At 68.9% G+C, this 11,854-nt stretch carries 11 protein-coding genes and 2 pseudogenes; 5 read left to right on the top strand and 8 right to left on the bottom strand.

Annotation, left to right across the window (positions count from 1 at the left end):
* Positions 1 to 207 precede the first annotated feature (207 nt).
* Positions 208 to 1,002, bottom strand: coding sequence for a hypothetical protein (locus tag ABZX75_RS33260; RefSeq protein ID WP_355417657.1), 795 nt, complete (start codon positions 1,000 to 1,002; stop codon positions 208 to 210).
* A gap of 415 nt (positions 1,003 to 1,417) precedes the next feature.
* Entirely contained in the window at positions 1,418 to 1,837 is a 420-nt protein-coding gene (locus tag ABZX75_RS33265) for a transposase family protein (protein ID WP_355417660.1), read from the bottom strand.
* 520 nt (positions 1,838 to 2,357) lie between these two features.
* Here ABZX75_RS33265 and ABZX75_RS33270 point away from each other — a divergent pair.
* Positions 2,358 to 3,586: pseudogene (locus ABZX75_RS33270) on the top strand (IS30 family transposase).
* A gap of 40 nt (positions 3,587 to 3,626) precedes the next feature.
* Here ABZX75_RS33270 and ABZX75_RS33275 read toward each other — a convergent pair.
* Positions 3,627 to 4,028: pseudogene (locus ABZX75_RS33275) on the bottom strand (helix-turn-helix domain-containing protein); the annotation flags it as partial.
* Between the two features lie 61 nt (positions 4,029 to 4,089).
* Between ABZX75_RS33275 and ABZX75_RS33280 the strand changes: the two are divergent.
* Complete coding sequence (locus ABZX75_RS33280) at positions 4,090 to 4,263, top strand: hypothetical protein (RefSeq protein WP_355417663.1); 174 nt, start codon at positions 4,090 to 4,092, stop codon at positions 4,261 to 4,263.
* Positions 4,264 to 4,777: 514 nt separating this feature from the next.
* Here the strand turns inward: ABZX75_RS33280 and ABZX75_RS33285 are convergent.
* The 4 genes from ABZX75_RS33285 to ABZX75_RS33300 form a co-directional block, all read right to left on the bottom strand.
* Positions 4,778 to 5,017, bottom strand: a complete 240-nt coding sequence (locus ABZX75_RS33285; RefSeq protein WP_133900437.1) for a hypothetical protein — start codon at positions 5,015 to 5,017, stop codon at positions 4,778 to 4,780.
* A gap of 134 nt (positions 5,018 to 5,151) precedes the next feature.
* The gene (locus ABZX75_RS33290) at positions 5,152 to 5,529 is read right to left on the bottom strand and encodes a DUF6233 domain-containing protein (protein ID WP_355417684.1); all 378 of its coding nucleotides are present in this window, start codon (positions 5,527 to 5,529) and stop codon (positions 5,152 to 5,154) included.
* Positions 5,507 to 5,647, bottom strand: a complete 141-nt coding sequence (locus ABZX75_RS33295) for a hypothetical protein (protein ID WP_355417667.1) — start codon at positions 5,645 to 5,647, stop codon at positions 5,507 to 5,509. The genes ABZX75_RS33290 and ABZX75_RS33295 overlap by 23 nt, the downstream gene beginning before the upstream one ends.
* Positions 5,648 to 6,537: 890 nt before the next feature.
* Positions 6,538 to 6,981: a universal stress protein gene (locus ABZX75_RS33300; protein ID WP_355417670.1), complete on the bottom strand. Its 444-nt coding sequence runs from the start codon at positions 6,979 to 6,981 to the stop codon at positions 6,538 to 6,540.
* 249 nt (positions 6,982 to 7,230) lie between these two features.
* Here ABZX75_RS33300 and ABZX75_RS33305 point away from each other — a divergent pair, with 249 nt between their 5' ends.
* Entirely contained in the window at positions 7,231 to 7,692 is a 462-nt protein-coding gene (locus tag ABZX75_RS33305; protein WP_355417673.1) for a VOC family protein, read from the top strand.
* Between the two features lie 303 nt (positions 7,693 to 7,995).
* Here the strand turns inward: ABZX75_RS33305 and ABZX75_RS33310 are convergent, their stop codons facing one another.
* On the bottom strand, positions 7,996 to 9,441 hold the full coding sequence (locus tag ABZX75_RS33310) for a regulator (protein WP_355417676.1): 1,446 nt from the start codon (positions 9,439 to 9,441) through the stop codon (positions 7,996 to 7,998).
* Between the two features lie 1,365 nt (positions 9,442 to 10,806).
* On the opposite strand from ABZX75_RS33310, the gene ABZX75_RS33315 reads away from it, so the two are divergent.
* Positions 10,807 to 11,499: a hypothetical protein gene (locus ABZX75_RS33315; protein ID WP_355417678.1), complete on the top strand. Its 693-nt coding sequence runs from the start codon at positions 10,807 to 10,809 to the stop codon at positions 11,497 to 11,499.
* A gap of 86 nt (positions 11,500 to 11,585) precedes the next feature.
* A complete protein-coding gene (locus ABZX75_RS33320) occupies positions 11,586 to 11,768 on the top strand; it encodes a hypothetical protein (RefSeq protein WP_355417681.1) in 183 nt (60 codons plus the stop codon).
* Positions 11,769 to 11,854 lie beyond the last annotated feature (86 nt).

Genomic DNA, 11,854 nt, shown 5'->3' on the forward strand with positions numbered 1-11,854 from the left:
GTCGCAATCCACACCGAACCCGGAAGGCCCTCACCCGTTCAAGACGCCTCAGCCGAGACCTCCATCACCCGTCCACAACCTCCCGGGGCAATACAGCTAGGCCTCATGGTTTCACCGCCGCCCCGCCCGGCCCCCCGGCCGGGCGGGGCGGCGGCCGGCGGTCACCACTCCCGCACCTACATTCGACCACGAAAGCCGAATGCCCACCTACTGGGCGGTATCCCATCCGTGCTGCCCCGCCTGCGGGTTCGGCTCCCAAACAGTGCCGTACTCCGAGCGGACAATGCCATTCGGTCCGGCAATCCACGACTCGTCCGGAGCGCCGTCAAACTGCGTTATCTGCTTCCCGTCCCCAGTCATGACCATGAAGTTCGCAGCCTTCCCGCCGGCCATCCCCATCCAGCCACTCGCCGGGTTCAGCCAGGTGGTGAAGAGACCCTTGTCCATGACGTTCCTGTACTCGCCACTGGGAATCCGGACCGCGTTGCGCTTGAAATCATCAGCGAAGCCACCGGCCAGACCCGTGTAGTGGGCGAGATCCTCATGAGAACCCGCCTCGACACCGGCCTCCGACCCCTCCGCCGAACGGAACCCCACAGCCGCCGTCCCCGATAGATACGCGCCGCTGACCTTCATGTACTTGTACAGATCGGAAACGGTCTTGATGGTCTCCGGCAGACCCACCGACAGCTGATAGCCCTTCTTGATCTCCCCCACACCCAGGAACATCGCTCCGATATCGATCCCCATATCGGCGACAGCATAACCAGGATCCGGCGCAGGGATAACATACAAATCCTGACCCGCATCATTCGCAAAATACACATTCTGGTCCACACCGATGTGCACATCCCTGCGGTCCCGGTCATTGCAGCCCTCCTCCTGACAGGCGCCCGGAAGACTCGCGGCGCTCGCCGGCACGGCACTCATCGCGCCGACCCCGAGAGCAGCCCCCAGAGAAATACTCGTCACCGCATACCGATTCGCCAGCAGAGTAGCCATCGACCCTCTGCCCACCCTCTTATGACGCGCCATAACCTTCTCCTCACATGCCCTACCGGCCTGAACCACCGGCCCCACCGACGACAGGACCACTTCCCCACACCCCCGCCACAGCCCGAAACACCGGCCCGCGGAAGCGCGTTCCCATACTCCACCCACCAAGATCCAAAAAAGTCCCCCCAAATAACCATTCACACAAACGCCCTGAGAGGTAGCCACACCCCCCGACTCATACCTCAGGATGACCCCCCCGGCCCGTGACGCCCGGCGCCGTCGGCAGCTTGTGCGGGCATGCGACGAATTCTGATCTCTGCCACGGCCCTGCTCGCGCTGGCCGTGTTCCTTTGCCCGCGGGGTGGGTGCGCAGGCGGTGGCACAGCCGGGGCCGGGAACGCCGCCCTCACGGTAGCGGCCTCTACGCCGTTACGTCTGGATTCTCGGTCACCGGCAGGCCGATCTCCCGGCGCCTGCCCGGCAACGGCCACAGGCAGCAGCCGTATGGAGTCGTCCGCGCAAACACTTTGCCTCGTCCGGACGCCAGGTCCCGGAAAAGACGTCTCCCGTGGAGCTGAGTTGTCCTCGCACAGGTCCCTGTACCGCAGAAGAACCGGCGTACTTGCAGGTGCAGCACGCTCTGCTGGTTCGCCACGGCTGTATCGGAGATCCGGCGTTCGTACCGGCTGTGCACGCGGACCGAGGCCGCGCCACAGTCCGTACACGAAGCCGATGGCTCCCTGCCTCTCGTGAACGTGAACGGTCCGGCCCGCAGAGCGGACGTACTCGACGTGTCGGACAAAGTACGGGACAGAACGGCGATCAGCTCAGCGAGGGGCACCCGGCATGATCAGAAACAGCGAAGATCAACAACTCGGTTTCACGGAACTCGCGACAGGGCCAACTTCGCTGTCCGCTCTCGCCTGACCCGCCCACCACAAGGCTGGCGACGGCCCTGTGGTGGGCGGAGCCGTTTGCTTCAGCCACCGTGCGGGAGCCGGACGGCGAAAGCGGAGCACCACACGACTGACCCACCACACATGAAGCAGCGGTCCGGCCACCGGCCCGGTCCCTTCGCCCAGTCCGGTCTTTCAACCGCCCAGCGATCCAGGGCTTCATCAAAGTCGTTGCTCGGGGTGTTGGCGCAGGCGGCGGGCCTAGAGCCATTGATCATGTGGATGTCTGACGTCCGCGTGATCAAGGAGCTGTCCCAGGCCCGCCTGTACGACATGGCATGCACGCCCCTTGAATGATCGTGTTCCGGTCCTGCATGGGCCGTCAGGGACCGGAGCACGGACAGAGCCCCTGCGGACAGGCTTAGGTTCTAGTGGTCGTTGCAACACCCCAGCTCAGGGGATGCAATGGACTTCAAGATCCGGGAGGACCGGAGGCCGCAGGGACGCAGGAAGCTGATCCAGGAGCGGGAGGCATACTTCCGGCTTGTGGATCAAGGAATGGGTTACGCCGAGGCTGCCCAGGCCACCGGCATCAACATCCGGACCGGCAAGCGATGGCGCAACGGACGTGGCGCCTCGGGCAACAAGAAGGCGGCACCACCGATCAACGCGGTGGTGCCGCTGCCCGTTGAGGCGCCGCCCGCGCCCTCGCGTTACCTGGGCGAGGCGGACCGCATCCACATCGCCGACCGGCTGCGGGAGAAGGCCACGGTCCGGGCCATCGCTGCCGAGCTGGGCCGCAGCCCGTCCACCGTCAGCCGGGAGATACGCCGCAACCGGCATCCCATGAACGGCCAGTACCGGCCTCACGCCGCCCAGGCCCGCGCCGTCGCCCGCCGGCCGCGCCCCAAGGTCGGCAAGATCGGCCAGAACCGGGAACTGCGGGACTTCATTCAGGACCACCTGGCCCTGAGATGGAGCCCCGAGCAGATCTGCCAGGCTCTGCGCAGACGCTTCCCCGACCGGCCGGAGATGCACGTGACGCACGAGACCGTCTACCAGGCTCTCTACGTTCAAGGCCGCGGCGAACTCCGCCGTGAGCTGACACGGTCGCTGCGGACCGGACGGGCCATGCGCAGGCCCCACCGGCATGCGGCCAAGCGGCAGCCGCGCTACTCACACCCCATGGTGATGATCAGTGAACGGCCTGCCGAGGCGGCCGACAGGGCCGTCCCGGGCCACTGGGAAGGCGACCTCATCGTCGGCAGCAACTCCCGCTCCGCCATCGCCACACTGGTCGAACGCAGCACCCGCTACCTGATGCTCGTCCACCTGCCCACCGACCACAGTGCCCCCGCCGTGCGCAACGCTCTGGCTGACACGGTCCAGACCCTCCCGCCGCACCTGAAGCGGTCCCTCACCTGGGACCAGGGCTGCGAGATGGCCTCCCATCATGCCTTCAGCATCGCCACGGACGTCCCGGTCTACTTCTGCGACCCGGGCAGCCCCTGGCAGCGCGGCTCGAACGAGAACACGAACGGCCTGCTGAGGCAGTACTTCCCCAAGGGAACCGACCTGTCCATCCACACCCGCGAGGACCTGGACGCCGTCGCCGCCGAACTCAACAGCCGCCCACGCAAGACACTCGGCTGGGAAACCCCAGCGAGCGTCTGTCTAAACTGCTCGCGGCTTGATCAACTCACCACGTGTTGCGACGACCCCTTGAATCCGCCGGGGCCGGTAGTACCACTGCCCGTTCGGCAGGACAGTACGGTTGCGCTGGATCTCCCGGCTGACCGTTGACGGACTGCGTCCCAGTTCCGCGGCGATGGCCCGGACGGTGGCCTTCTCCCTCAGCCGGTCCGCTATGTGAATCCGCTCGGCCTCACGTAAATACCGCGACGGGCCGCAGGCCGCTGCCGCCAGCCTGTGTGGCGGCGGCAGCGGCCTGCGGCCCTTGCCCGGTCGATGGCCATTGCGCCACTTCTTGCCGGTCCGGATGTCGATACCGACGACCCGGCAGGCTTCCTTGTTGCTGTAGCCCTGCTGCATGAGCTGGAAGTATGCAGACCTCTCCCAGGTCAGCTTCTTTCGGCCCTGCGGCTTCGCACGATCCTTACGGATCTCGAAGTCCATCGAGCACCCCTTTGAGCTGGGGTGTTGCGACAACCACTAGAACTCAAGCACCCACCGCGGCATGGTGCAGGAGCACCCCCGCTCCGGTCTGCTCCAGGGGGCCGAGCCCTACCTACGCTGGCGCGCCGGTCACAAGGACACCGACCCCGACATCGCCGCCGCGCTGGGCGCAGTCCTGGCCGAGTGCGCCGGGCAGCGCAGCGGAGCCGCCACCGGCCTGACGGCGGCTGTCTGACCTGCCGCGCCCGTTCCATTCGGTGGAGCGCGGGGCGTCCATCGGCGGCGGCCGCCAGCGCGGTCGAGGTGGTGGTGGAGGATGTCCCGCCACGCCTGGTGGGAGCCGGCGGGCAGGGCACACTCGGCGTCGGGCTTGGCGTGGCACACCGGGCAGGAGATGTTCATCAGCCGGTAGTAGGGCACCATGCTCGCCCGGTCCCCCGTCCGGGGCGCTGGTCTTCCGGGCGCCGGGCCTTTTTGGCTGCCGTGGCCGTGCTCCCGCTGCATCGCCTCGCCGCCCGGCTCGCCCACCTCGATGTAGTCCTGGCCGCCCTTGGCATCGCAGACGGAGCACCGCCGACGGATCCAGTGGCGTCGACCGCACGGTAGATCAACGGCGAGGACCGGGCCCGGGCGGGATGGCACGACAGGAGCGGCTTCGCACCGGCAGCTGACCGCGGACTGCGGCCCCGTACCAGAGCGCCAGGTTCGGGGCCGCAGAAGAGGCGGGGGCGGGGGCCGGCCGGGGATGGTCAGCCGGCGTCCGGGCGCTGGCCGACCAGTTGCGTAAGCAGCTCAATGATCTGGGCCTGGTTGCGGTCGATCTTCTCGTCCAGGGCTTCGACCTTCTGGTCGAGGTTGCCGATCTGGAGGCGTACCGCGGTGAGGTCGGACTTGATGATCCCGAACTCGCGGTCGTGTTTCTCCGCGACCTCTTCGAAACGCCGGGTCAGGGCAGCGAGCTCGCTGTGGGCGATGGGGTCCTCGGGCACGCGGGCACTCCTGCAAGATCATGAAAAGCAACGTCGGAGGGTCCACGATAACGCGCTCGCCTCTCCCACGGTCCGAGTAGCGGGAGGCGGAAACCAACCCTGCGCGGACCGAGCCGCCCCACGTCCGTGCCTGATCAGCCGTCGAGAAGCCCGAGCTCGCTGTCGGGCCGGCACAGCGGGCAGGCGATGACCGAGGGCACCGTCCGCAGGACTTCCAGGACCGATTCCCTGGTGGCCGCGCGACCGCGGCTGGTGATCGGGCAGGCGCCGGTGTGGATACGGTCGGGCCTGCGGGAGACGCCGATGCCGTACTCGATCCACCATCGGGGCGGCTCCGGCGGCCGGCGGCGCGCCCTCTCTTCGTCTGCCGCCCGGACGGCGCTGATCTTCTCGTCGACGCGGGCGAGGAGGGTGAGCTCCAGCCAGCGGCGTATCAGCAGAGGCTGGTCCAGAGCCGACGGCAGGGGCAGAGCGGTTCCATCACGGCGGCTACGCCGCCTCGGCCATTTCAGCGGGGCGGGCCTGCCGCCTCAGCTGCATGCGGGCCGCCACCAAGACGTCGACGGGGAGGCTCTTCCAGTGGGGGTGATCGACGACCGCGATCGACAGCTCCCGGATCTCTGCCCACATCCGGTCGACCGTCTCCTTCTGCTCGTCACTCCAGCCCGGGCTGTCGGGGACGTCCCCACGGCGGGAGAACCGCTCTCTCCCTGCCTGCCATAGGCTCCAGGTGCCCGAGGCCAGACAGGCGCTGCACGGTCGCGACGAACTCCCGGTTGAACAGGCGCTGCGCCGACGTCTCGCCGTACCGGGCGATGTGGTCGAGGACGACCTGATGGTCGGCGGCCGCGCGGTCGCGCCAAGTCCAGGACCTGCTCCCGGGTGGGATCCTCGAGGACCAGCTCCTGGTCCTCGTCGACGTCGGCACGCTCCGGGACCGGAGCGACGCTGCAGGCGCCATAAATGATCATGCTCCGGTCCTGCATGGGCCGTCAGGACCGGAGCATGGACAGAGTCCTGCGGGCATGGATCGCAGAAGCCCTGCAGTCACCCAAGCCAAGCTCACGTATCGCACCCGCTCCGGTTTCGTTCCCGGAACATGATCAAAGCCCCGCGGGATGAGCAGCCGCGAGGCCTTGACCGGCATGAGCGGTCGAGGCCTTTGACCGCTTCATGACTTCAGAGCTTCGCGAGCTTCGTACGAAGTCCTGACATGGCGAGCCTCCGGCCGTCCAGGGGGAGACGCAACCGCTCGCGGCTCTTTGGGGGATCTGTCAGGTCCACCAGGGCGAATCACGGCGCGGTGAACCAAGATCACGTATCGCTGATACCCGGAGTGCCCCCGACAACAGAATCAGGGCCTCGCGGGGTGGCTCACCGGCTCTTCCGGTATCGGACCGGATACCGCCGCAAGAGTTCGGGCCTTGGGCGGTGTTGCTGCGGCGGTTGGTGAGGAATACCTGGCAGCCACCTCCGCCTGGGCCGACGGTCAGGTGCCGCCCTCTGACGTCGGGGCGCCGTCAACGGGTCCCCGGCCGGACGATGACCACCGGGCACGATGCGTGCAGCGCGCACTGCTGGGTGACCGAACCCAGAAGGAGGCTGGCGAAGCCTCCCCGGCCCCTGCTGCCCACCACGAGCAGTTCCGCGCCGGCCGACGCCTGGATCAGCGCGTTGGCCGCGCCGCCCCGGAGCAGATGCTGTTCCAGGGGCACGTCGCCGACCTGGACCAGCACTTTCTGGATCTCGTCGTCCAGGTCCTGTCTGGCCCGGGCCTCATCAAACCCGGCGGCCACCACCGGAGCGGACAAGCCCGCGGCGCCAGGTATGGCGTACGCCGCCACCGCGTCCACCGTCGCCCCGATCTGCCGTGCGTGGCGCACCGCCCACCGCAACGCCTCATCTGAAGCCGGGGAGCCGTCGACGCCCACGACCACGCGGGGGATTTCGTCGCTGCCGTTCATGACTCGGTCCTTCCTGCTGCAACCCGAAGCCTCCAGTCCGAAGCCAGTGGCTCAGTCCCTCAGGTAATGGGCTCGGGGGCCGGTACGGGCCCCGGTAGCGGGCCGGGCTTCGGGTCGCGGGGCGGGCGGTGGCTGTGGATCGGGTTCCGGCTTGCGGCGGGGCTGGCGGTACGGGGTCGCCCACCCGGAGCTGGCACTGGACCTGGCAGAGGTCAGGGCTGCGGACCGGGTCCCGGGGACCTCGGCCGGATGGCCGTGATCACCGATCCGACCGGGGCCGCCGTCGGGCTCTGGGAGCCCGGCACCTTCGGCGGTGCGGGCATCGTCAACGAGCACGGCGCGCTGGTCTGGAACGAGCTGAGCACCGATGACACCGACGCCGCCGCCAGGTTCTACGCGGCCGTACTGCCGATCAGCCCGGCCCCGTCGCAGATGCCGGGCGTCCAGGCGTACACCGAGTTCAAGGTGGGCGGCCGTGCGGTCGCCGGCATGAAGGACCTGTCCATGGTGCCGGATGGGGTTCCGCCGCACTGGTTGCCGTATTTCCACGTCGATGACGTCGACAGTATCCAGGCGACTGCGGTGCGGGCTGGTGGCAGCGTCATGGCTCCAGCCTTCGACATGGCGGCCGGCCGGATGGCCGTCCTTGCCGATCCGCAGGGCGGTGTCTTCGCCGTAATCACGGCATCGGCGCCGGAGCAACCCGCGTAAGAGGCCCTGACGAGTCCGGTCGGCCGCGCACGTCCCCTCAGCAGGCACCACGTCGTCGCCGACGGGGCAGCGCATCCCACTTGTGGTCTCGGCAGCCGACGGCAACCGCTGTGACGTCACTCTGCGGCTGCCGCTGCTGAAGGAGATCCATTCGGTCGCCGGCCGGACGGACGGAGCCGCGAGCGGCCCCGCAGCCTGCGGGGCCGCTACGCCACGGCACGTACCCGCCGTCCGGGCTGGGCGAGGGCGGCGGGCTGAAACCGGTGACCGCCCGCCGCAGGGTTGAAAAGCCGCCTCATCGTGTCAGAGGAAGACGGCTACTCGGTTGTGGTAGTCGCGGGCGGCTGCGGTGTCGCGGTACTGCCTGAGGCGGCGTTCGAAATCACGGACGCATTCCGCTGCCCGTACTGAACGCATTTCCGCCGCCTTGTGCGCGGCCTGCGCGCCCAGGGCGCAGGCGATGTCCAGTTCTCCCAGACCGAGGCGGGCGGTCGCGAGGACGATCCGGCACAGGAGCCTGCTGCGGGCGTACTGGGGGGCCTGTAGTCGGAGGGAGCGTTCCGCGTGCTGCGCGCAGGCGCGGTACTGGTGGAGATCTCGGTGGCAGTGTGCGAACTCCGCGGCAAGTTGGCCTTCGTCGTAGAAGAGTGCCCAGTGCGGTACGTCGTCGCCCGGCCGTGCCGTGCTCAGCGCGCGCTCTGCCCGTAGGAGTGAGGCAGTGCAGGCTCTGACCTCGCCGAGTACCGCGTGCCCGCGGGCCTCGGCAGAATGCTGCATGGCCTGCACGACGGGTGGCACGCCGGTGCCAGCGCCCTGCTGCGCCACCCGGGCGAGCTGCACCGCTTCGCGGCCGTGGCCGAGGTAGACCGCCTGGCGGCTCATGGTGGCCAGCACGTAGGCGCCGTAGGCCCGGTCGCCGGCCGCCTGGGCGAAGCGCAGCGCCTGGATGAAGTAGCGCTGGGCGAGGCCGTGGGCTGCGATGTCGTACGCGGTCCAGCCCGCCAGGAGGGTCAGATCGGCCGTGGCCGCGAACAGCCGTCGTCCCATAGCCGGGCCGTAGGTGCCGCGCAGCAACGGTTCGGCCTCGTGATGCAGATAGCTCACCAGTGCCTGCCGCGCGTGGCCGCCCCCGTAGGTGTCATCGAGGGTGCGGAAGAGTGCGCCGGCCGAGCGCAGGGCCGCGATGTCGCCGCTGGTGACCGGCTGGCCGAGTTCCCGGTGGTTCTGTCCGCGCACGGGGACGGCTGCCTTCCCCTGGGCCGGGGCGTGGAGTTCTGCAGGTGTGGCCGGATCTGGGCGGCCCACGGGCTCGTTGGCCCGGTCGACCAGCCAGTCCCTGCTGGGGGCCACCAGCCCGGCCGGGCTGAAGGCGATCTTCCTCAGCACGGCGCTGGTGCCCGAGTCCTTGCGCCACAGACCGCTCGCAATCTCGATGGCCTGCTCCGGCGTCTGTGCGAACTCCAGGCCAGCAGACACGGGGACACACGCCTCGAAGCCCAGCGCCTGGGCCGACAGACTCCGGCCCACACATCGGGTGAACACCTCCGCGACCAGGGCGGGAGCAGCCCCGCGCGGCTGCTGTCCACGCAGCCACCGGGCGACGGCGGTCTTGTCGTACCGCAGATCCAGACCGTGCTCGCGGCCGAGCTGAGTGACCCGGCGGGCGAGCTCGGCGTGGGAGAATCCCGCCTCACTGATGAGCCCCGCGAGAATCCGGTTGGCCAAACGCTCCGGCGGTCGTTGCGTCATCAGCTCCACGGCCTCCTGCCTTCAGGGACACGGGATATCCCAGTCCTGTGAACAGAGCGAAGGTAGCGGCTGACTCGCCTCTCTCCAGGTGCTTTGCCCCGCATTTCATCCCATCGTGCGAAGAGCCAGGGGACAGGTGCGAACCGCATCACCGGCAACGTGTGGACACGCTGAAGCTGCCACCGGGGGAGGGCCTGCCGACAGACTTCCGGCTGCAGTGTGAGGACACTCCCCGACGAACCCGAGGACACCAAGGACACCGAGGCCGGCAAAGGACCTGCCCGACGCGGTGATGCGCCGGCTGTGCGACCACCTCAACGATCTGGAAAGGCGGGATGCACTGGCGGAGGATATGAGATTCGAACTCGTGAGGATTGGAAAGCTCGCTTCCGATGCGGGCGGGCATCAACAGTTTCATGGAAGCGAGTTCCGTGGCCGTCGGGCGGCCTGCCGCATACGGTGGACTCGCCAGCTGTATGCGTGACCGGGTGATTACTATGCGAGAAGGAGGCCAGGGTGGGCGGAGGGCCGTGACAAGCGAGCTGGATGAGCGGGTGCTGGGTCGTCGCTGGACGGTGCGTCTGGACGCGGCGGGTCGTGGCAGCACCGCAGTGCGCGTCTCGTGCAGCCGTCCCTCCTGCGCCGCGCAGCGCCTGCCGTCCGCGGCTGCCGGCCGTGCAGCAGCGGTCGCCCACCTCAAGACCCACCTGCAGGCCGCCACCGCGCCTCGGGCCGACGCATACTGCGCATGCAAGACCGAGGGCTGCACCACGCACAACCGCCGCGCCGTCCGCCACGCACGTCCCGAACCATGGCGGTGCGGCGGGGCGGTCGTCCTGGCCGTGGTCACCGACCGGGAAGGGCGCTGGTGGCGGGCCATGGAGTGCTGTTCACGCTGCGCGGCCGCCACACCCGGAACAAAGGTCATCACCACCGACCCGCCCGCGACCGACCCGGCCACCGCCCCCCGCCCCTCAACCGCGCCCACAGGCGAGTTGGGGTTCCCTTACCGCCCGGCCGCAACCGGCCCGCAGGAAGTGCCGACTCTCCGCAACACGCCTGCCCGGCGCCCTCCCCAAGGGAAGACCGCACAGCGGGCCATCCCGTCCAACCTGCGGCCCGTCTTCCTGCGTGACGGGCTCATCGAGCTCGGCGATCTCTTCCGCGCCTACCAGCAGGGCACCGAACCCGACCTGGAGCTGCTCGCCAGCCTCCAGGAGCGCAAGGCCCGCGCCTTCACCACCTGGGCCGAGGTCACCGGCGACACGCGCCTGCAACTGGACGCCCATCGCGCCAACCAGGCCTCCACCACCGCCCGCCTCCAGCACCGCCCGCCTCCAGCACCGGCAGCGCACCGGCCACAGCGTGGACAACGACGGGCCGACGGTGACCCGCCTGCTGACCGCGTCGACGCAGTGGGAGCAGGCACGGTCCGTCCTCGCCCACGTGGCCGACCATGCCCCGCTGCCCGGAGCGGAAGCACGCCTGGTCACGCTGACGCTCACGCTGCGCACCGCGCTCACCGGTATCGGCAACGTCGTCGGGCAGGACCTCACCGCGCTGGGCCTGACCGACCCGGAGCACCTGGTCGAGCAGCTGGCCGGCCGAGGCTGGCTGGGCATCCCCGGCACGGCCGCCGGCCTGCTTGCTTCGAAACCGGAGAACCCCACCCGTATCACCGTTCCCTCCCTCATGCCTCACTGGAACAATCCCGGCCCGTTCACCTTCGGCAAGGCGACACGACCCAAGCTCAGCGGCTGGGCCCACAAGGTCGTCTCGGACAAGAAACTCCGCAAGGCCAAGGCCGCCGCGGACACCCGGCTGCTCGCCCTGACGCTGGCCACCCAGACGAGCACTGACGGACGACTCGGCCCCTGCGGCCGAGGACTCGCCCTGGAGCTGCTTGCCTCCTGGTGCCCCGCCGATCCGAGCAAACTGCAGCTGCTGGTAGAGCAGTTGACCCAAGCGGAGTGGCTTGCCGAGGCCGTCGTCACCGACACACACCTCACCGGCCGGCTGACCGAACGCGTCCTCCCGCTCACCTGCCCCCTTCCGTAGCCACGCCGACGCCGCCCAGCCGGCCGCCTACCTGAACGCGGACGCGGCACCACCACCTCACAGAGTCCGTCGGCAGGCGCCGACGCGTGCGGGCGGCGGGAGGAGAGCACATTGACTACTGCCGGCGTCCCGCCTGCGGCAGCTCTGCCCTGGTCAGCGCCGGCGGCGAACTCGACGAGGACACGGGCGAGACCCTCCAGCAGGCGCTGGAAGACGTCGTCCCCGACACGCGGCACCTGCTGGTGAACCTGCAACATCGCGGTCAGTGAGCCTTTTCAGAGTGGCCACCGATCGGGTGATGAGGTGGCGGTGGTGAAACAGGCAGAGCCCCCGGGCTGTTGAGCAAGGTGTCTAT

Source organism: Streptomyces sp. NPDC003038, assembly GCF_040611115.1.
Classification (GTDB): domain Bacteria; phylum Actinomycetota; class Actinomycetes; order Streptomycetales; family Streptomycetaceae; genus Streptomyces.

Bases quoted from the DNA above. Each gene is read 5' to 3' on its own strand.
- ABZX75_RS33260 (WP_355417657.1), bottom strand. From the start codon at position 1,002: ATGGCTACTCTGCTGGCGAATCGGTATGCGGTGACGAGTATTTCTCTG.
- ABZX75_RS33280 (WP_355417663.1), top strand. From the start codon at position 4,090: ATGGTGCAGGAGCACCCCCGCTCCGGTCTGCTCCAGGGGGCCGAGCCC.
- ABZX75_RS33295 (WP_355417667.1), bottom strand. From the start codon at position 5,647: ATGTGGGCAGAGATCCGGGAGCTGTCGATCGCGGTCGTCGATCACCCC.
- ABZX75_RS33300 (WP_355417670.1), bottom strand. From the start codon at position 6,981: ATGAACGGCAGCGACGAAATCCCCCGCGTGGTCGTGGGCGTCGACGGC.
- ABZX75_RS33305 (WP_355417673.1), top strand. From the start codon at position 7,231: ATGGCCGTGATCACCGATCCGACCGGGGCCGCCGTCGGGCTCTGGGAG.
- ABZX75_RS33310 (WP_355417676.1), bottom strand. From the start codon at position 9,441: ATGACGCAACGACCGCCGGAGCGTTTGGCCAACCGGATTCTCGCGGGG.